This window comes from Roseateles sp. SL47, assembly GCF_026625885.1.
Lineage (GTDB): Bacteria > Pseudomonadota > Gammaproteobacteria > Burkholderiales > Burkholderiaceae_C > Roseateles.
Window position 1 is genome coordinate 2,422,625 of the sequence record NZ_CP113068.1, and the last position, 21,183, is coordinate 2,443,807.

Below are 21,183 nucleotides of genomic sequence, written 5' to 3' on the forward strand. Positions count from 1 at the left end.
AGGCGACATTTCGAGCAACGCATGGCCTGGGATTCATCGCGCTCTCGCCGGCGGTAATCGGCATGCCGACGCAGGCGGCGCGCAGTCACTCATGACTGGATGGGTCGCCCGATCGAGACTCGACATACACGTGTAGTTCGACGAGCCAGCAGGGCACTTCTCATAACCTCGTTCTCGCCGCACCTGAAGGCGCGAGCATGTCCGCAGCCTCGGATTGAGGCCGCACAAGCCCGTTTCAGCCATCGAAGCTGGCCGCCAGGCCCCTCATCTCCCGCTTTGCGGGCTCAGCGGGCGCACCTCGCCCTTGGCGGCGCTCAATGCGCCGGCTCATGGGCGGCCAGCCACACCAGCCGCTTGACGTTGTAGGCCGCGCACTGGAGCGTCACCGCCAGTTCATTGCGAGCCAGCGTCGTGGCCCGCACGACCTTGCCACCCAACTGCTGCAGGCCCGCGAACACGTGCTCGCCTCTGGCCCGGATGCGGTTGATGGCCGTGTTGCGCGCATCCAGTCGCTGACGCTTCTGCTGCCCAGGCCGCGCTCTTCTGCCGATGCCGTCTCGCAGTTGCTGCTCTCGCAGCAGGTCCCGGTTGGCCTGGCTGTCATAGCCCCGGTCGGCCAGCACGCGTTTGCCGGTGTTGCTGGGGTCCAGCACGTCCTTCAAGGTCTGGCCGTCGTCCACATTGGCCGGCGTGACCTTGATCTTGCGGATGAGCTTGTAGCGCGCGTCGCTGTTGGCATGCACCTTGTAGCCGTAGTGGCTCTTGCCGTGCTTCTTCGTCCAGCGGGCGGCGCGGTCGGTGTGGCGCAGCTTCTTGGAGGACCAGCCCTCAGGGGCCTGCCCTTCATTGAGCGCTTCGCGCTCCTCGCTCTTGGTGTGCGTGACCGGCGCCTGCACGATGCTGGCGTCCACGATCTGCCCGCCTCGCGGGATGTAGCCGTGAGCCTGCAGTTGCTGGCTCACCGCGGCCTCGAAGATGGCCCTCCCGCCCAGGCCACCCTGGGCCAGTTGCTGCTTGAAGCGCCACAGCGTGCGTGCGTCCGGGATGTGCAGCTCGCCTGCAAGCCGGCAAAAGTGCTGGAAGCTCATGCGGCCCAGCACCTGGTACTCGCACTCCTCGTCGCTCAAGTTGTACAGCGACTGGATGAACACCAGCCGCACCATGATCTCGGTGGAGTACGGCGGGCGACCACCCTTGCTGCGGTCGGGCCGTGGGCAGGCGCCTCCACCTGAGCTGCAACTGCTGCGAAGTCCACCAGTTCGTCCATCGCCGCGAGGTTGGCGATGAAGCTGCCCATCTTCTCCTGACGTCGGTCCTGAACGAATAGGTCAGATGAAGCCTGGCGGCGCCAGAAGGCCGAGGGCTTGATGCGGGGTGTGATCATGGCCTGTATGGTGACCGATTCCGGTGTCAGGTGTGAGAGAGGTTTTGAGAAGTGCCCAGCAGGGGACATGCCTTGCTCAAGCGCGGACGGTCCATTTCCTTCCGACTCGGAAGCCAATGATCGCTCCCGCAATCAGACACACCAGCATGAAGCCCAAGGACCACATGTAGGCCTGGCTGGGCCGCATTCTCTGATTTCAGCAGTCTACTTGGTGGGGGAGCTTACGCATCGGCTAGAGCAATGCCTTGAACTCGCAGAAACCTTCTAAGCTGAGTTGTGACTTGGCAGAGGGATATGAACTGCGATTTGTCGCTATGAGAGCGCTTCTATCTGCTCTTGATCGAATCTGGTGAGACCTTGGCTGGCGTCCCAAGCCGAAGATAGAAGATCGTCGATAGGTCGGTCCGTGTTTGCAGCGAATCCCCTCGACTTCCCTATGCGTATAGCTGTTTCACGTGGAAGACCGTATTCAATCAATCGGCGCAAAGCTATCTGATACGCGCCCGATTCTATTATTCCGATGACCCCGTTTTCGGAGTCCTGAATGGCTACGAGAGGTTTGAGTATCTTTGGCAGATCGTACGCGGCCTCTTGTTGAACGCGCTTAACACGTCTATCTATTTCGCTCGCCGTTTCACTCCCACTTTTCCATGTGATGATCTCTCTTAAAGTGGATTGTGTTGCCCATTTTTGCGCGCTGGAGACAATTGATTTAACTGTGGGCTCGTGTGCTTCTTTGAAATATTTAAAATAATAATGAGTCGACCCTGAAAAACTCCGCCAACCCGCATGAATGCTGGGGTTTTGGGGTGAATGCCGATGGTGTGATTTGCAGGATTGAGGTCGAATCGATATCAATTCCTTGCAAACTGCACTGAGGTATTCATGGGTCCCAAGCCTGCCGACGAACGCGCCGATCAGGACTTGTTCCGCACTGAGTTGCTGAACCTGATCAACCAGCGTCACGAACTGGTTCGTTTGGCGGCGCTGATTGACTGGCAGGCGTTTGAAGCCGAGTGGAGTCCCCAATTTGTCTCCACCACTGGCCGCCCTGCGTTGCCCACACGGCTGATGGCCGCCCTGCTGTACCTCAAGCACATGTACGCGCTGAGCGACGAGGACGTGTGTGAGGGCTGGCGTGAGAACCCGTACTGGCAGCATTTCAGCGGTGAGCGTTATTTCCAGCACGAGTTGCCTTGCGATCCCTCCAGCCTGGTGCGCTGGCGCCAGCGCATCGGCGAGGCCGGCTGCGAATGGCTACTGGCCCACTCCATTGAAGCTGCACGCAAGGGCGGCGTGATCAAGCGCCAGAGCCTGGACCACGTGGTGCTGGACACCACGGTGCAACCCAAGGCGATTGCGCACCCGACCGATAGCCGACTGCTCAACCGCGCGCGTGAGCAACTCGTCGAGGCTGCGCAAGACGCCAGGATCGAGTTGCGCCAGAGCTACGCCCGGGTCGGCAAAGCAGCCGAGCACCAGGCCGGGCGTTACGCCCATGCCAAGCAATACCGGCGCATGCAGCGCGAGATCAGGAAGCTGAGAACTTGGCTGGGCCGTGTCATCCGCGACGTGCAACGCAAGGCTGGTGAGATCGGGCCCGAACTGAAGGCCAAACTCGACATTGCGACTCGACTGCACGCCCAAAAGCGTGGCGACAAGAACAAGCTGTATGCGCTGCACGCGCCCGAGGCGGAATGCATCGCCAAGGGCAAGGCCAGAACGCCCTACGAGTTCGGCGTGAAAGTGTCCATCGCAGTGACGGCCCAAGAAGGGCTCGTCGTGGGAATGCGATCGATGCCGGGCAATCCGTATGACGGACACACGGTGGGCAGCCAGTTGGAGCAGGTGGGCATCCTCACGGGGCAAGCACCCAAGATCGTGTTGGCGGATCGGGGCTACCGCGGCGTGGAGCCGCCCGAGGGCACGCGGCTGCTGATCAGCCACACGCGCAGACTGCCCAAGCGTTTGAAGAAGTTGCTCAAGCGCAGACAAGTCGTGGAGCCCATGATCGGGCACATGAAGTCCGACGGGCTGCTGGCCAAGAACTGGCTCAAGGGCGCGAGTGGCGATGCGCTGCACGCGATCCTGTGTGGCGCTGGGCACAACCTGAGGATGATCCTGGCGCACCTGCGGGTGCTTTATTGCGCCCTGTTGGGGCTGATCGCGACGGCGGCCACGCTGGCCCTGCGTAAGGCCGCCCCAATATCAGCACCCAAAGCCTTCATCGCACGGCGCGCCGTGCTGGCTCAGGGCTGAAAACGAGTTGTTCAGGGCCGACTAATGAGGTGCAAGATCTTGAAGCGACTGAAGTGCGGAAATTATGTTGGTTTGGAAATCGTGCGAAAACGGCGTGTTGGGAATGAGGGCAATCTCGTTCCGTGCGTGACTAAGATAAATCTTGTTGAGAACCAATGGGTCCCAATAGGGATGTTTTAGGCAAATTTCAAGGGGAATCCGGAGCGCCCTGAGACCGGCCTGAACCTGTTCTAGCTCCCGCAATGAAAGGGCTATCCCTACTGCAGCTAAGCGTTGCTGAGCTAGATCTCCGTGGCGAAGCAATGTCTGACGAATCCGCGTGATCAAATCTTGATTGCTCTCAAGGTGAGAGATGTCGGCGTTGTTTCGCAGGCCTTCAATTATCTGAGACCGTCCACTCTCAAAGCGCTCTTTGAATCCGAACTCGACATCCTTCTCCGGGAACGAGAGATCCAATTCCTCTTGTTCAAATGCGGTCTCATCTAATACAATCGCCCTGCCCACGAAATCTTTAAGCAGACGCCCGGCTCGACCTCGTAGATTGCCGAACTCGTATGGTGTCAGGCTCTTGCTATGTGCGCTCTTCTTTGTGAATAGGTTCGGATTCCTGGCAATTAAATTCTTTGCAGGAAGGTTTATTCCTTGCATCAGGGTGGTTGTGCAAACCATCAGTTTAACTGCGCGATCAGAAAAAGCCCTTTCAACGGCAACCCTAATGTGCATTGGCATTTTGCCGTGATGGTACGCCACGCCGAATTCTAACGAAGCGCACAATCCGTAGTCCGGATGCACGGTATCGGCGGCATATTTGCTTAGCTCATGCAGAATGCCGGCCTCTGCTCTCTTTTTCCTGCGACCAGCGAGATTTATGGCTGCACTCGTTGCTTCATTCGAAGTTGGCGAAAATACGAGTGTGCCATCTTGAGGATCAAGCTTGGCGATCAGCCAATGCAGGAATTCATAAAATTCATCGGAATACATCTTCTTCCCGAAGAGCGCCTTCCGGGATTCTTCCTTCAGTGAAACCTCAATCTCTCGTGTGGTGGAATCAAAGGGGTTGTATTGCCTCAGGTAAGTTTTCTTGTTGGTATGTGTAAATGAATAGGTGACATTTACTACTGGCGGCAGATCCTGCGAGATCGTTTCAGCTTCTGCACGAAAGAATCCGGCACTGATGTCCTTCAGATTGTTTAGGCGAGGGCCACTGATCACGGTTCGAGCCGGCCGCCTCTCCAAGATCAACGTCATCACCACATCAAGCAGAGTCTGAGCGCGTTCATCATCGCTATCAACAGATGCCCGCTCAATGTTTTGTACTTCGTCAACTATGACTAGGGACAGCCGACGCAGCGCCTTTTTGTCAGAGAGGGCAGAGTGGGCCCGCTCTTGGGTCAGAACGAATACGCAATTTATATCTGTGTCATGCTCATTGGTAAAGGATGGCCGTACAGCTATGTGATTTAAATTCTGCTCTGACAAGCAGGCTCTGAAATCATTGCACACTTGTTGGATGAGGCTAAGCGTAGGGACTATATATAGAACACTCCCCTGTTCCTTTGCCAGAATGTCTACTGCCTTATGCAATAGAACAAATGACTTCCCCGCTGAAGTTGGTGCTGAAATGCCGAGATTTCCTGAGCTTTGCAAAGCCATCCAGACTTTGTGCTGAAATTCTGACAAAACTACATGGTCACCATTTGGCATTCGCACCTCGAAGGCGATGGTGCGGGCCGTTGCGGCAACTTGCTGAAGCAGACTACCCCAGCCATCAAAAATGCCTTCAGAGAACTTGCTGTCGAGCATCTGCATCGACGGTGCTAAGCCTATCCGGCTTAAAAGATTCATGGCAAATGGGGGAAGTCCGTCCCATTCGTCGTCACGATGTTCCCAAAGAAGCCCACAGACTACCAAGCATAAGATGTGATCTTTGCTTGATACTGATCGGGATAATCTCTCGGAGTGATTGAGAAGTTGTGACGCAAGTTTCGAAGGCAGCGGATCTGGCTGTGATTTCAAGCCGAGTCGAGCCGCAAACGCTTGCAAATCATATTGAAGCAGCGCTTCGAACGCCTTTGAGAGGTCGCCGTCCATCATCCCCCCAATTCTTCACTGAATTCTTCGATTAACTTGGTCATTTCCTGAATTGGAAATATTATGTAGTTTAGTCGTGGAATTACATCGGCATCTACGCCGGCTAAGACGGTTTCCATCTTGATGGCCTTGGTCTCCGTCTTGAGAAAATCGATGATTGACTTGATGCGATCGTTTCTGCTTCGGCCAACCGGAACATGGTCTTGGTTGTAGCAGACGATGCAAACGAGGTGTACTTCTGCATCAACTTCTTTGCCGGCGAGGAAGTCTCTCGCCAGTGCTTCCAATTCAGGAGGGATGAAGTCCTCAAACGTGTACAAATCCAATTCATTTGCATAGTTGGAATAGTGTTTGTGAACGACATCTTGCACAGCGTCCTTGAGCGCGCTGTGAAGCGAGCCGGAAACCCTGTTATAGGTCTTTGCTTCCCCAATATAGAGAAGATACTTTCCAGGATTTCCTGCTATGTGGATCGCGTCGGCACCATTCCTCTCCATGTTTGGATTGGTGGTTATTGATGCCTTCCTTACTAACGGGGCCGCTCGAAACCGATGCTGTAATAGAATGCTTAGAATCAGTTCAGCGAGTTGACCTTGAACATGCTTGGGCCTGAACTTCTTGCGGGCTCGGACAAACAATGCACGGTGAGCGGAGGCGTCAGTGCGACCTTCTCCACGCAACGCCTCGATGAGCTCAATCTGCTTCTGAGGTGAATAGACATAAGGAACCAGCATACTCACAAGCTCGCGGACAAAGTCGGCGCGCATCTGTTGAATATCGCGGAAATTTATGAATGTCGCGAGATGCTGTTTCTGGGGTTCAAGATCGAAATGATCTTCAACGAGATGGACAGTCCTAAAAAATGCATCAGCCGTTGATAGCAGCTTTTCTATATCCATTGAGCGCCTTGTGGATATTCGTTGCTTAGTGCGACATATGCATAAGACACTACTTCTTTTCGATCAAATGTAGCTCTACGCTGTAGTTGGGGATATGAAGGCGGCTTACTACCGCTCTAAGGGCCACTTTGCTAAAAAATGGAATGTCCAACTTCCCACTACCAAAGTAGGCGCGCCGCATGACACCGAAAATTATCGGAAAATCTGTGGCGTTTGGACGCGTAGTAGCTGCTGGCAACAGCGGTAAAAATCCGGTCCGGCCATATTTACTTTGCCGTGCCTTGACTTCCTCTCTAAGTGTCCTCCTAAAACCGTCATCCTGAATGAAGCTCTCCGCAGAAACCAGGGCTTGATTCCATAGGTGGCTCAGCGAGTCAGAGCCATGCCCATCTTTTAAATGAATGAACTGCCGCGATTTTGAAAAGAAATCGCATGCCTCCAATTCGCGCTTGGCGCCCTTTGGCGCTGAATGGGTTTGGTCGAGGCAAAGCAAAGCTGGATCTTTAGAAAGCTCCGCGATCAGTTCTTTCTCATTCTTGCATGTCGTTGATGCGAGGAAACTAGTGGGCGCTAAAATCCGCTGATAGAAGTTCTCAATATCGTTAAAGTATCCATCGCTAATGCGATACCACTGGCTGTCGTAGAGAACGTAGGTCTTGCTGCGATGATTGACGTGATATACCAAGCAGCTATAGATTTTTCTTTTGTGGGGCTTGTCCCCCTCGCCATCTGTGACAACCCTAATCTCATGGCTGGAGCGAAGCGTGTGTATATCAAGCTTCGAAAAGTCGCCCTGCTGTAGTTCTTTCACGTAGTCATCGATTGCGACTTCTGGATAGGCGTCCTTGGGGCCGGAGTGCAAGCATGCACCGTAGTAACTTATTTGAAAGGAGCTTTCAGGAGTTAATATTTCTGGAATGCAGATATGGAGATCAGATGCCGACCCGGCGACCAATGAACTGAGCTCCTTAAACGCAAGATTATCCAGTTCATCTATTCGTGACGAATCCTCTTCCGGTTCTATGTGGTCGATAAATCCAAAATCTTTCTTGTACGTGTTTTCTTGGTAGAGCTTCAATGCCCTTGCACAAAACGCTGGCAGGTCTTGCGGAAATACCTTGATTCGCACGTGTAGTGCATCTTTGCCTGCCGCTGCTTTCGCAAAGGTTAGGTCGTCGGGAAGGCCTGATGCAAGCCGAAGAAGCTCTCGGTTTGAATCGACTCCGAACTCCTTGAGATCACTAACGCGACTTGCCTGCACACGCTTTTGAAATAGTGTTGCGTCCAGAGTGGCGCTATCTAGTGTGCGTAGTTGATTTCTTGAGACACTATTAAGTACAACCTTCAGACCGAATCGACGCTCGATTCTGTCGCTGTCCAGGGCATGGTGCCCTTGGCCAAAGCAAATGGCAAAAAGTCGAGGCTTCGAACCAGTGTTTTCAACGAATAGCACTGCTGAGCAGCTTTGATTGCTAAGCTTATTTTTGATCGACGGTGCTGCTGAATGGAGAAATTTGGCCCAGTCGGGTGTTTCTGCGTCCCGTTGTCCAATGTAGAGAGTTCCGATCGAGGAAGGCTCTTGTGCTAAGCCGTGATCGGGCTTCAGTGCCGAGGTGGTTGTTGTTCCTCGCTTTAGAAGCCGAATTGATACCTCAATAGTTTGAGGCTTTGGAGTTCCAGTAGACATCTGTGCTCTGTATTGGAAAATCTAATTCTTGGGTGTTATTTTTTATAACCCAAGCCTCCTGCCGCTCTTGCCTAAGGTACCAAGACGCAGCCTGTGCTCAAATATGCCATTTCATGTATCAAGTTGCAACGCCGCAAGGGCAGGTTTTGGCGCTACTCTCACGGTGGCAGATCCTTATGTCTGCATAAGCGTGGACTGAATTCGGTGGCGGGCCACTGTGCAACTGCAAAAAAATCCTCGCCCGCTTTCACGGATGAGGCTCGATCAGTTGCTGCCTGGCTGCGGAGTCGCGGGGGGGGGGGGCTGCTATTGCGTGAGGTGTGGCAGGTCAACAGGCGAGACAACGTAGGTAATGCCGTTGTTGCTCTGCTTGATGACGAAGCCGAAGTCGAACTAACTTTCAGCCGGCACCCAGAAGACGACCGGCGCAGTCCGGAAGTCGCCGTCACATCCAGCATCATGCGCGGCGTGTTGGGCGGTTTGCCAAGCACGTTCAAATGTGGATAGGTCGAAAGTATGCAACTCGGCCTCGCCGGATGAGCGCTCGGCTGTCAGCTCCGCTTTGATTTGATCGACTGTCTTCAGGCGCTCCCAGCGCAGGTCGATGGGGCCGGTCTCATGCACGTTCCACTGCATAGTTGTTCACCTCTTTACTCCGAGCATACCGGCCGGAACAGCCTCCACAATCGCCGCATCATGACGAGCGCCCCCTCCATTTCCCATGGCCCGACGCGAAGTCGGCAGCACCGAGGCGCTGCAGGTGATCAGAAGCTGTTTGCTCAGGAGTTCATTGCCGCGCGCATGGCGGGCTGCAAGAAGGGCATCGATATCTGCCTTGCGGGTGCCCCCCCGCGTCACAATACTTGTCGCCCCAATAGAACCGAGGAACCCGGGGGCGCAGTGAGAACGAGTTGGCAAGGTACGGACAAGCATTCAAGGACAGAGCGATAGCACGCATGCTGCCGCCGGAGAGCGCATCGCCCGAGTTGGTGTCGCGTGAGATTGGGATTGGCGTGGACACGCTGGAGCGCTGGCGTGCCGAGTCGTTGACCAAGCCGTTGGATCGGCGCGAGTGGACGGCTGCCGCGCGACTGGAAGCTGTGATTGCGACCGCGGCGATGGACGAGGCCACGCGCAGTGCCTGGTGCCGGGAGAACGGCGTGTATCCGCAGCAACTGCTGGACTGGCGCGCGAGTGCCATGCAGGCATTGGCGGCACCGGAAGAGGCCCGCGCGAGCCCATCGCAGACCCGGGAGGACCGCAAGCGCATCAAAGAGCTTGAGCGCGAAGTGCGGCGCAAGGACAAGGCCCTGGCGGAGACGGCAGCGCTGCTGGTGCTGTCAAAAAAATGCGAGGCGATCTTCAGAAGGAACATGGAGGGCGAGGACGAATGATCGTCCTTGAAGATCGCCAAGAGCACGCCCGAGACATCCAGGCGGCCCGCGAAGCCGGAGCCCGCTTGCACCAGGCCTGCGCGGTGGCGGGCATCACCGCACGCACCCTGCAGCGCTGGAATGCTGGCCAAGGCCTTGAATCGGGCGATGGCAGGCCTGGGGCCGTGCGGCCGACGCCCTCCCATGCGCTGACCGAATCCGAGCGCGCAGAGGTGCTGCGCGTGGCCAACGAGCCGCGCTTCGCCGATATGCCGCCGGCGCGCATCGTGCCGATGTTGGCCGACGAGGGCGTGTACATCGCCAGCGAGTCCACCTTCGCTCGCGTGCTGCGCGCCCAGGGCCAGATGCACCACCGTGGTCGCGCCAAGGCGCCTCGGCAGCTGTGGTGCTGGGACATGACGTTCCTACCCACGCAAGTTGCCGGGCGTTGGTTCTTCCTGTACCTGATCCTGGACGTCTACAGCCGCAAGATCGTGGGCTTCGAGGTGCATGAGGACGACGACAGTGATCACGCCGCCCGGCTCGTGCAGCGCACGGCGCTGTCGGAGGGCATCCATGCCCTGCCACGCGAGCAGCGGCCCGTGCTGCACGGCGACAACGGCGCCACGCTCAAGGCCACGACGGTGCTGGCGATGCTGTGGTGGCTGGGCGTGAAGCCCTCGTACTCGCGCCCTCGCGTGAGTGACGACAACGCCTTCGTGGAATCGCTTTTCCGCACGGCCAAGTACCGGCCGGAGTTCCCGGACAAGGGCTTCGCTGACCTCGGTGGCGCGCGCGAATGGGCGTGCAAGTTCGCGCATTGGTACAACCACGATCACCGCCACAGCGGCATTCGCTACGTGAGCCCGGCGCAGCGGCACGACGGCGCGGATGTCGCGATCCTGGCGGCCCGGCACGACGTGTATCTCACGGCCCGGCAGCGCAACCCGGCGCGCTGGTCACGCCATACGCGGGATTGGTCGCACGTCACGACCGTCACGCTCAACCCGGAGCGCGAATCGGTCGTCACCGCAGCCTCGCGTTGCCGAAATACTCAGCCATTGGCTGCATAAATGAGGCGACAGGTAGCTTGACGCGCACCGGTGCTGCGGCTGACATCCGTGTCGGGCGGCAAGAAAAAAGCCCCATCCGCTTACGCGAATGAGGCTTCGATTTTGGCTCCCCGACCTGGGCTCGAACCAGGGACCTACGGATTAACAGTCCGGCGCTCTACCGACTGAGCTATCGGGGAAAAGTCTTTTCAGATCCTATCGACCTGATTCTGGTGCCGCTGCCTTCGGTCGGGCATCGGCTTTAAATGAAACGAAGGTCCGAAGACCTTCGTTTACTTCATTGGGCTCCCTCTGGCTCCCCGACCTGGGCTCGAACCAGGGACCTACGGATTAACAGTCCGGCGCTCTACCGACTGAGCTATCGGGGAAGGGAGACCAAGAGTATACACAGAAATTTCAGCGCATCACAAGACCCACTCCACAGACGCACGCCATGTGCGCGGAGCGAGCGGATACAAATACACGTGCTGATATTGGTAGGGCGACTCTCGCCACGCGCGGCGGTCCGTGACGTTGTCCACACCCACGCGCCACACCAGCGTCTGGCGGCCGATGGCCTGCTCATAACGGGCGCCCAGATCCAGCCGCGTCCAGCTCGGGATGCTCAGGCTGTTGTCCGGCAGCACCATGCGGCGGCCCTCATAAATCACACCCGCCTGCAGTTCCAGCCCCGGGATCCACACCCGCTGGCGGCCCAGCAGCTTGGCCGTGGTTTCCGGCACGTTCACCGGCTTCAGCCCATTCAGGCTGGTGTCGCTGCTGCCATTGCGCCTGGCATGCAGCTTCATCGCGCTGGCCTGCAGCCCGCCGTCCTGCCACTTGAAGTCCGCCTGAGCCTCCAGCCCGCGATGATCCTGTGTGCCATCCAGCCGGCGCAGCAATTGCCCAGCCGTGCCAACCTCCACATCCCGGGTCGTGGGTTTGCTGATGTCGAAGTAATTGACCGACCAATCCACCGACCGGTGGCCCGCCTTCAGGCCCACTTCCCACTGGTGGCTGCGCATCGCAGGCAAGGACTGGCCCTGGTTTGCATAATCCGTGCGGTTGGGTACCACGTCCGATTCCACGCCTTCGCCCCAGCTGGCATAGGCCATCAGCTCCGGATCCATGGCGTAACTCAAGCCCAGCCAAGGGGTGGTGACGGACTGGCGGTAGTGGGTGCGCGCTTCTTCACCTGGCGCCACGTTGACCTGGAAGCTGCCACGGTTCAATCGGGTGTGGCGCACCCCCAGCCAGCCCTGCCACCGGGGGCTCAACTGGATGGCATCGCGCAGATACAACTCAGTGTTGTGCTCATCCCGATCGGTATTGGATCCGGTCAGGCTGGGGTCGGCCACCGTCGGCAGGGAGCCGGTGATGTCGCCCGTACCAGCGTAGTTATAAGCCTGCCCCTGAAGACGGCTGTAGAAGCGGCTGAACAACACGCCCGTCGTCACGTCGTGGCGCATGCCTGCCAGCATCACCCGGCCCTGCGCGGACAGGTCCAGGGCGGTGCTGTTGCGGTGCTCGTTGTCGCTGCGGAAGTCGTACTGGTCAAAGGTGCCGTCCGGGCAATAGCTGCTGGCCCAGTAGGTGCCGTCCGCCCCGGTGCAGCCGAATGGGTAGGCCAGGCGGTCATCGTTGACCAGCCGCTGAATGGCGCCATGCGCCTGCAATTTCCAGTCGGCATTCAGCTGATGCTGCACCCGCAGGGAGGCGGTGCGGCCCTCAAAGACAACCGGCTGGCTCCAGGATTGGTTGTTCAGATTTGTGCGCGGATCAATGCTGTGCGCATCGGGCAAGGTGGTGCCCAGCAGACTGAAAGCTGCCTGGGACGGTTGGCTCTGGCGGCTCAACTCCACTTCCGCCTCGATGGTCGTGGCCGATGTCAGGCGCCAGTCGCCGGCCACCGCCATCAACCACCGGTCGCCCTTGGCGCTGCGCACTTCAGGGTCCAGGTGGGCGGCCGCCAGATTCACACGCAGGCCGAAGGCGTTGTTATTGCCGTAGCTGTCCGCAAACCGGCGGCTCCAGTCCAGGGCACCTTCCACCGTGCCACGCTCGCTCACCCCCAAGGTGACGCTGGTGAGTTCCACCGTGGGCCGCTTCACCACCAGGTTCACCAGGCCCCCGGGGGCGCTGGTGCCGGCCTGGATGCCGCTGGTGCCTTTGAGCACTTCCAGGCTGCTCTTGTTGGCCAGGGGCAGGGCTGTTTCCGCATTGATCGGCAGCCCGTCGCGGCGATAGTTGAAGCGGTTGTCCAGGTCGTAACCGCGGATCTTCAGGTAAGAGACATAACCCTCGGAGTTGTAGCTGTCACCCACGCTGGCATCCATCGAGGCCAGGCCAGCCAGGGAATGCAGGCCTCGGTCGGCCAGTTGGTCGCTGGTGATCACGCTGGCCTGCAGCGGCAGCTTGGCGACCGGGGTGTCACCAAACCCGCCCACCGATAGGGCCGCTTGGGCGTTGCTGCCGCGCACGGTGACCTGGGGCAGGGCGGTGTTCGGTTCGGCAGCGCCGGGACTGGTGGCAGTTGTTGCGGGCGCCGAGGTGGCCGAGGTGGCGGCGGGTGTCGCGGACTTCTCAGCGGCCACCTGCGCCCAGGCGTTGGCGCACAGGCCACCAGCCAGCAGGGCCGCACACAGAGAGTTCAGCCGGGGCGTGGCGGCTGCGGGCGAAATCGAGGGAAATGGAGATGCCATCGTGAGGACACATTCGATGGCAGGTGGGCAGACCGCGCGCGTCCCGGAGGCGCCTTCAAGGCCGCCGTGGGCTGAGGGGCCCGAGGACACGAAAGACCCGAAGGTCGGTTGGCTTGCTTCCCTGCGCGAGGATTAACTCGGACTGCGGATCTCTCCGCAGCCTGGCGGCCGAAGCCACCAATCAGGTTCAAAGGGACTTTCTCAGCCGACCCGGTCTCCCGGGTCAGCACCCCTAGCGAACGTCGGTGGGATCACCACCGACCGGGCGGATTCTAGCGTGGTGGTCCCAGCAGGCATTCCTGAAGCCCGAAATCCGCAGAATGCCGATGGCGCCGACGGTGCGGGGCCATGGACACTGCCCGACCTGTTGGGGTGAGCACGTGGCTTTTGTCCGCTGGAGGATCGCGGCGACGCAGGCCACCCAATCGACCCCACGCAGGCCATGCAAGACGGAGGTGTTGTCACGATGAGGTCGCCCCTGCCAAACACCAAGTCGATCGGCGAGCCGAAGTCCGAGGGCGCGGCCGCAACCCAAGAGGCTGGGTCCGTAGGAGGGCGGGTTGAAAGCGTTTGGCAACGCTGCCTGGAGCTCAGCCCCCGACTTGCCGCGCAGCGGCGGCAGATTGAAGCCACCTTTGGCTTCTCGCACCAGCCAGAAGCGGCATTGTTGCCGCTTGCCGAATCCCCCGGGCCTCTGTCCGCCCAAGGCTACGCTGGCGGGGCGTCCGTTGAGCCCGGCCGCGTTGCACAGAGGGTGAAAGCTCCCTCGCAACGAGGAGATCCACCGCCAGTGCAACGGGTTTTCGAATACCAGACACCGATCTCAGAGCACCACCATGTCTGGATCGATAAAGACACCAATGAGCATTACCGACTTATTCGTGGGCAGTCGTCTGATGGCCGCCCGTGGTGCTGTGTCGAGCGCCTGGACGGATTCAGGCTGATCATCCGTCAAGGCTCAAACGGCCAATGGAACCACGATCCCCTCGATGATGAGGAGGAGTTCACCCGATTGAACCCCGGCAGCTATGCGCCTCCGGAACTCGAGCACGAACCGATGCTGATCACTTCCGAAGGGTTTGATCTGATGGTGGATGAGGAAGAGCCGATCAAGGAGCTCAAGTTCTCCAAGGGTGAGGTCACTGAGCCGAGCTACCAGAATCAAGCGTCGAGTCAAATCAAAAATTTCCATTCGACGCGCATTCACAACCCGCTGGTGTCGCACTTTTATCTGGTGCCGATCAAACAGGGAAGCTTTGCCGAGCAGTCCTATCGCTACCGACCTGACGCTGTCGGCATCAGAGATGCCCAGATGGGCAACGAAGACCGGACGCAGGTCGGCACGCATCTCGAACCCACCAAACGTGGATCGGCAACGCCGCAGGGGCGCCATATCGTCCCGTGGATGCTGGTGCGCCGATCCATCGAAGCACTTCGAGGGCACACGGTCGCGTCAGCGCTGAGCCACCTGAAGTCGGAAATCAACACCCTTCTTCCGCTCCTGAGCAAGGTGAAGGAGGTGCCGTTTCTACTCAAACGGATGGGCTCGCCGTCCGCGGTGGACGCATTCACCACGGCAGAGCTTCCGATGGACGTTTGGCAGGGCGTGCTTTCTGAACTGGTGAGCGTCTACATCCAGCTCTACCATCTGAGTGAAGGTGCGCTCTTCAAAGGAAAATCGGAAAACCGAGATGAGGGAGGCGCTGCAGAAGAGTTCACGTTTGCAGAGGAGCAAATGGAGACCGAAGGGAAGACGAGCGTCCCACTGGATTCGCTGAGAAGCAATGCGGAGAAACTGATCGACGCCCCGCTGGGGACGCTGCCACCAAAAACGCTTGCATATGCAGTGCGACATTGGGTGTCCATGTTGACGATCACCTGGCCGAGGCTGATGAAGGCTCACGGACAGTACATCATCGGCGGCCTGCTCGGTCAGTCATGCGCTTCATCCGAATTTCTCCCTAAGGGTGGAACCATGGCTGAGTTGCTCACGGCCGCTGGATACCCCCTTTCCGATGGGACGAAATTCGCCTCCCCTTTGAAAATCAAGGGCGAGCAGCCGGACACCGCCATTGACTTGGGTGCTCTGCGGTCCGAGTTCGTTTCGAATGTCACGGTCTACTCAACCAGCCAAGGCCAGCCGACGGACTATGTTTCGTCGCCGGGCGAATCATCGGTCACGCTCAAGGAGTTGAGTTTCGCAGTCACCCAAGTGGGTGTCAGTCGCGTGGACGTGTCGGACCGCGACCGTCCCCCGACGCAATTCCTGAACGAGGGACAGAAGTCGCACACAGTGGCCTGGACGCTTTTCCGCGCGAGCCTGATGTCCTATGCAGGCAGGCCTTTGAGCGAACTGCTGGACGACCTGGAAGTTCGCCTCACCCAGTTGAAAAAGGAAGTAAAGCTTTCTGACGCCATCAGAGTCGCTGACCATGCGATGGATCAGTTGACGGGCCGCAATGCCCTTCGGCTGACGATTTTTGACTGGCATGCGTACGCCAGCCAATTGGTGAAGCACTATGTGCACGTCCACCAAGCAGCCCCTTCCACCTCCTATGCCGACCCTCGTGCCCTCGGTCGAGCGCTACCGAATGCCGAGGGGTCCCATATGCACGTGCTTCGAATCAACGAGCATCAGCTCATGGAGACCGGCAAACTTGTCAGTGGAAGGGAGCGAGTGATTGAGGCGGCACTGGCGCTATTCGATATCTGCATCCCCAAGAAGCCGCTTGCCGAAAAAGATCTCGAGAAGACCTTCATGTACGCATACGATATTTGGAAGGAGCTACTGTCTCTCGCCTTCCCGACCGTCATGAAGGCGGGTTGGACGACGATCTTCGAAGCGGTGAAGGAGATGGACGTCGGCCACGTCGGCAAGGACGTGATTGAGATGTATCGGAATCAGGAAACGGGTTATGGCATCAGCCACCGTCTGGGGGACATCCTGAAACGCCATGGCCGGGATAATTGATCTCTCGCATGCTGCGGCACACGATGGAGATCCAGGCGCCTCGTGGCACCTCGCGAAACCTCGCGAAACCTCGTTTAGGGCTGTGACTCCAGCGTGATTTCCCCGCGCAGATCGCTCACCATCTGCACCTTGATCTCCGCCGGCGCCAGGCCCTGGGCCCGCAAATAGATCAGCTTGGCCAACGAGGCTTCAGGCGTCATGTCATAGGCTGAAATGGCCCCAGCCTTGGCCAGTCCTTCTCCGGTGGCGTAAGCGTCGATGCTCACCGTTCCGGCAAGCACCTGGGTGTTGTCCATCAGCACCACGCCGCCGGCATTGGCCCTGGACAGCGCCCCCAAAAACGCTGGATTGGATGGCCCATTGCCCGCACCGAAGGCGAGCAGAACCAGGCCGCTGACGGGGGGGCGGGTGCCGTTCACAATCGCTTCGACCGTACTGGCATTGATGCCGGGGTACAGACTCATGATGGGCACCGAAAATTCGGTCACTGCCGCAGAGAAGCGTTGGAGCTGTTCCTTCAGGGCCTGGAGGCGGCCAGGCGATGACAGGGCCTGGGCCGCTGGAGGCGGAGGCAATGCCAGTGCAGTCTGTACGGTCAACTGCGTGCCCAGCGCCGCCAGAGCTGGAAAGTTGGGCGAGTCAAATGCATGCACGGCATTGGCATTGACCTTCACCGCGCGGTTGCCCCGGAACAGCAGGAAGTCGAAGTACAGCGTCACTTCAGGAATACCAGTCTTCGCCGCCATCACCAGGGCGCCGGAAAGATTGGCCAGGGCGTCGTTCACCGTGTAGGACAGCGGTAGTTGCGAGCCGGTAATGACCACCGTCTTGTCCAGCCCTTGAAACAGGAAGGAGAGGGCGGATGCGGTGTAACCCATGGTGTCGGTGCCATGAAGCACCACGAATCCGTCGTAGTCGGCATAGACGCCAGCCAGCTGCTGCGCAATGGCCACCCAGTCGCTGGGTGTCATGTTGGAACTGTCCAGCGGCTGGGGCGTGCCGTCGATCACATATCGGATCTGCTCCCCCTGCACCAGTCCATCGCTCAGGCCTGGCATCTGGTTCACCAGGGCTCTGAATTGCGCCGTGGACATTGGCGCCAATGGATCCCCGGCGGAACCAATGGTGCCGCCGGTATAAAGCACGTAGATGGATTTCATCCCGACTCCTGTTGAGCGCTCAGATCACGGTCTCGATGCCGTGAAAGTTCTCGTAGAAAGATACTTCAAACGTCTCGCCAGCGGCCGGTTTGAACTCTTGTTCCAGCCAGGACTGCAGGCGCTCAGCCTGGGACGTTGACCCTTCCCAGCGCAGACGCGTGATTCGCTGATGGCGTTTGGGCTTGACGATGAACGTCAGGCTGCGATGGCCCCGGCGGACCCCGATCGTGACGGCTTCGGCGCGGTTGCCCACCCAGTTCAGTGCGGCAGGACTGAAGTTGAAACCATTGATCGTCGTGATGACGTCATCCGGCGCCAGTCCACTGTGTCCGGCGGGGCTGTTGTCCAGCACGTTGTAAATGGTTGGTGCGCCGTCATTGAGGAACATCAAACCCAGTTGGTATCCTTCTTCCAGCACGGGTTGAAAGCCCAATTGCTGCAGCAAGCGATCCGTGGTGAGCCCGCCGGGTAAACGTACCGTGGCGTCCAGCATGTCGCCGATGGCCGGCTGCAACTGCCGAAAATAGGCAATCGCCTCCTGGGTGCTGTAACCCTTGCCGCTGGGGCCGCCCTCAACATATTCCTCGTAGAAGCCTCGGAAGGCCTTGTCCAAGGTGCGAGCAGGTGATTCCAAGCGCAGCATTGCATCCACACCAAAAGCGATGAGCATGCCCTTGTCGTAGTAATCGATGCAATTGCAGGCACGGCCCGCATACTTGGGCGAATGATTCAGGTAGGTGGCCAGCGAGGAGTCGGCAGCGCTGACCCGCTGATAGGCCGGCGTTACCTCCAGGTGCTGCAGGTAGCCCACCAGATTGCTGAAGAACTGGGCTGGCGTGTAGACACCGGCCCGCGTGCAGGACAGAAACTCGTAATAACGGGTGAAACCTTCGGCCATCCACAGACCCTCTGTGAAACTGCCGCTGTCTAGTTGTTCAGCCACCTCCTTCAAGGGCGCAGGCCGAAGCCGACGCACATTCCAGGCATGGAACAGCTCGTGAGCGCAGACACGCACCCCAATGGCCCGCTGGTCTGGATCGGTGAAGACGTCCGGGCCCAAGCCGCACATGGTGCTGGTCAGATGCTCGAGGCCCCAGGAAGACTGCGGATTCAAGCTGAGCACAAAGGTGTAGTCGTCAAACGGAAAACTGCCGAACTGCTGCCGAAAGCCGGCGGCCACCTTGCAGACCTGGTCGACAAAACCCTGGACTTCCGCGTCAAAGCCAACCCCTCGGTCCACGAACGCAAAGAAGATGGGGGTCCCTTCCACCTCCCGGCGGATTAAGTCGTAGTGACCCATCACCACCGGGGTGTCCAGCAGCACTTCGTAGCTGGGATAACGCCATGTCAGGGGACCGATCTTCTGCGCGCCACTGGGATGATGGACCGACCCTCGCCAATCTGGCGGGAGGTCGTAGGTCACCGTGCAAGCACCCAGATACTGGCGGGTGTAGAGATAGCGAGTCCCCAACAACACGGCAAACTGGCTGTCCAGGATGCCGGAGGGCTCGCCGAGATCCGTGGCGTAGGCCCAGGCACGGTAGCTGACGGTCACATCCCCATCGCCGCCTTCGATGCGATAAGCCTGCCAGCCCTCCCGATGGACCGCCAGAGGCCGCCCGTCTTTCCGGCTGACCGCATGCACGTCAAACAGGTCGCGGCCCAACTGCGTAAAGGTGTAGTTGCCTGGCACCCAGCTGGGGGTCTGGAGATGCAGCGTGCCTTGCGCAACGGGGCCGGTCAACTGCAGCGTCACCTGCAGTTCATGCGAAACCGGGTCGACGTGAACCTGATAGCTCACCTCGGACGTCGAGGTCTTGCTCATGGCGGATGCCTCCTCGTCTTGTTGTTACATCACGGTGGGCGGAATGGCTTCAAACATGGTGGCATCGGCGCTGGCCTTGGCAGTAGGCTCGATCTCCAGCGCGGCGCGTATGCCCGATTCGATCGCGCCTTCAATCCACGCATGCCGCAAGGTGGTCCAATCCCCGGCGAAGTGCAGGTTGCCCACCGGGTTTGAGGTGAGTGGCTGAAGTTCGCTCAACTGGCCCGGAGCAAACATGGCGGCTTCGCCCATGGCAAACGGGCTTTCGTCCCAGAAGACGGACGTGCCGCTGATGAAGAGGTCGCGGATGTATTCACCATGCAGGCTGGCCAGGCCATCCAGGGCCCGTTGCACACGCTGTTCATTGGTCAATGAACCCCAGCCGCGCGCTTCGGTTTCCCAGGTGTAGCTGGCCAGGACCACGCCCGCTTTGTCACCGAAACCATGGCTGGGGTAATACACCATGCGATTGGCCAGATCCGTCACTGATCCGCCACCCCAGATGTCATCCCGCGTCTCCCAGAAGCGTTCGCTGAAGGCCAGCAACACCTTGGCGGCCGAGTCGTAATAGAGATTTCGGATCATCAAGCGCTTGTCTTGAGGCAGCATTGGAGAGAAATCAATGGTGCGCATGCAAGGGACGGGCACCGTCAGGATCACCTCGTCCGCCTCGAACTCCGGGATGAATCCGGGGCCTTTCAATTCACCACCGAACTCAACGTCGCCTTTCCAGTTCTTGTCAAAGGCCGAGAACGTCAGCTTGGCTTGCCCGCCATCCGGGGCGTAATCCACCCGGTCAATCCATTGATTGAAGTACACCTTGACGCCAGCGCTCTTCAGGGGATCGAACCAGGCCTTCACCAGGTTGTCGGTGCCGCCGGTGATCTCCCAGTAGGTGTTTCCGGAGTTGATCAAGGAGATCTCGATCAGGTTCTGAACGAAGCTCAAAGCACTCCGACTCTCCAGGTTCTGGAGAACCTCCACATACTCGATGGCGTCACGCGGGAACAACGAGAACTGACGCAGGAACCCCTGCACTGAATAGTTGTCGTAGCGATCAATGGCGATGGGCCAGTTCGCACGTGGATCCTGGTTCACAAAGTCGCGCACCGGCCCGGTGACCGTGTCCAGAAGATCGGCTGCCGTCAGCTTTTGCTGTGCTTCTGGAAGCGTGGAGATGTCATACCGCAGGCTGTGGGCGGGCAACTCCGCCGACATGTATTCCCAGGTCCGCACCTTGACCCCGTTGACATAGGTCCAGGCGTTGTAGGCCTTGGTGGTCGGTTTGGCCTTGACCGAGTCGCAGATCACCTCGTTCTGATTCTGCGAATTGATGGAGTCCTTCTTCACATCCACCTGGAAGAAGGTGTTCACCGGCACCCGGTATTTGCAGATGTAGGCGCGAAGCATCTCGTGATAAACGAGCGGCAAGCGCATGGCGCCCGCCTCGCCGTACAGATCTTCACGGCCGAAGTATTTGCTGCCGCGGAGGGTGTGAATGCGCCCCCCCACGCGCGTGTTGCCCTCGAAGATCGTCACCTGATGGCCGGCCTCGGCCAACAACTGGGCTGCTACAAAACCCGCCATGCCAGCGCCGACGATGGCCACTTTCTTGGGGTTCTGGGTCTTTGGAAGCCCCTTTCTGATGATCTCCAGGTAGTGTTGCACCACCGGGTCCTCAGACTCCGGTTGCAGGTCATGGAAGTCACTGCTCATCTTTTTAGCTCCAATAAGCGCACGCCGAATCGGCATGGTCGATGGTCAATCCCTACCGCGTGTG

The 21,183-nt window shown here is 58.7% G+C and carries 12 protein-coding genes and 2 tRNA genes; 3 read left to right on the forward strand and 11 right to left on the reverse strand.

All coding sequences use genetic code 11. The annotated features are described in order from the left end of the window. Positions 1 to 314 precede the first annotated feature (314 nt). Entirely contained in the window at positions 315 to 1,163 is an 849-nt protein-coding gene (locus OU995_RS10480; RefSeq protein WP_267835474.1) for an IS5 family transposase, read from the reverse strand. 1,106 nt (positions 1,164 to 2,269) lie between these two features. Between OU995_RS10480 and OU995_RS10485 the strand changes: the two genes are divergently transcribed. Then, entirely contained in the window at positions 2,270 to 3,643 is a 1,374-nt protein-coding gene (locus OU995_RS10485; RefSeq protein WP_267835475.1) for an IS5 family transposase, read from the forward strand. Between the two features lie 21 nt (positions 3,644 to 3,664). On the opposite strand, the gene OU995_RS10490 is transcribed toward OU995_RS10485, so the two are convergent. The 4 genes from OU995_RS10490 to OU995_RS10505 all read right to left on the reverse strand — a co-directional run bounded on the left by OU995_RS10490 (position 3,665) and on the right by OU995_RS10505 (position 8,956). Continuing rightward, the gene (locus OU995_RS10490; RefSeq protein WP_267835476.1) at positions 3,665 to 5,737 is read right to left on the reverse strand and encodes a DEAD/DEAH box helicase; all 2,073 of its coding nucleotides are present in this window, start codon (positions 5,735 to 5,737) and stop codon (positions 3,665 to 3,667) included. Then, positions 5,734 to 6,633, reverse strand: coding sequence for a DUF1837 domain-containing protein (locus OU995_RS10495; RefSeq protein WP_267835477.1), 900 nt, complete (start codon positions 6,631 to 6,633; stop codon positions 5,734 to 5,736). The genes OU995_RS10490 and OU995_RS10495 overlap by 4 nt, the downstream gene beginning before the upstream one ends. 49 nt (positions 6,634 to 6,682) lie before the next feature. After that, entirely contained in the window at positions 6,683 to 8,320 is a 1,638-nt protein-coding gene (locus tag OU995_RS10500; protein WP_267835478.1) for a DUF6119 family protein, read from the reverse strand. 393 nt (positions 8,321 to 8,713) lie between these two features. Beyond that, entirely contained in the window at positions 8,714 to 8,956 is a 243-nt protein-coding gene (locus OU995_RS10505) for a hypothetical protein (RefSeq protein ID WP_267835479.1), read from the reverse strand. Positions 8,957 to 9,231: 275 nt separating this feature from the next. On the opposite strand from OU995_RS10505, the gene OU995_RS10510 reads away from it, so the two are divergent. Next, a protein-coding gene (locus OU995_RS10510; RefSeq protein ID WP_267835480.1) for an IS3 family transposase occupies positions 9,232 to 10,766 on the forward strand; the annotation gives its coding sequence in 2 pieces (ribosomal slippage) (positions 9,232 to 9,670 and positions 9,670 to 10,766; 1,536 coding nt in all). A 103-nt stretch (positions 10,767 to 10,869) separates the two neighbouring features. Here OU995_RS10510 and OU995_RS10515 read toward each other — a convergent pair. The 3 genes from OU995_RS10515 to OU995_RS10525 form a co-directional block, all read right to left on the reverse strand. Further along, positions 10,870 to 10,945 (reverse strand) — tRNA-Asn (locus OU995_RS10515). Between the two features lie 113 nt (positions 10,946 to 11,058). Continuing rightward, positions 11,059 to 11,134, reverse strand: a tRNA-Asn gene (locus tag OU995_RS10520). A 36-nt stretch (positions 11,135 to 11,170) separates the two neighbouring features. Further along, on the reverse strand, positions 11,171 to 13,447 hold the full coding sequence (locus OU995_RS10525; protein WP_267835481.1) for a TonB-dependent siderophore receptor: 2,277 nt from the start codon (positions 13,445 to 13,447) through the stop codon (positions 11,171 to 11,173). A 466-nt stretch (positions 13,448 to 13,913) separates the two neighbouring features. On the opposite strand from OU995_RS10525, the gene OU995_RS10530 reads away from it, so the two are divergent. Next, positions 13,914 to 16,418, forward strand: a complete 2,505-nt coding sequence (locus OU995_RS10530; RefSeq protein ID WP_267835482.1) for a hypothetical protein — start codon at positions 13,914 to 13,916, stop codon at positions 16,416 to 16,418. 74 nt (positions 16,419 to 16,492) lie between these two features. Here OU995_RS10530 and OU995_RS10535 read toward each other — a convergent pair whose 3' ends face one another. Genes OU995_RS10535 through OU995_RS10545 form a run of 3 tightly spaced genes read right to left on the reverse strand, consistent with a single transcriptional unit; the run spans position 16,493 to position 21,119 of the window. Beyond that, positions 16,493 to 17,578, reverse strand: a complete 1,086-nt coding sequence (locus tag OU995_RS10535) for an asparaginase domain-containing protein (protein WP_267835483.1) — start codon at positions 17,576 to 17,578, stop codon at positions 16,493 to 16,495. A gap of 19 nt (positions 17,579 to 17,597) precedes the next feature. Further along, positions 17,598 to 19,403 carry a hypothetical protein gene (locus OU995_RS10540; RefSeq protein WP_267835484.1) on the reverse strand — a complete coding sequence of 602 codons (1,806 nt, stop codon included), beginning with the start codon at positions 19,401 to 19,403 and terminating at the stop codon, positions 17,598 to 17,600. A 24-nt stretch (positions 19,404 to 19,427) separates the two neighbouring features. Beyond that, a complete protein-coding gene (locus OU995_RS10545; RefSeq protein ID WP_267835485.1) occupies positions 19,428 to 21,119 on the reverse strand; it encodes a flavin monoamine oxidase family protein in 1,692 nt (563 codons plus the stop codon). Positions 21,120 to 21,183 lie beyond the last annotated feature (64 nt).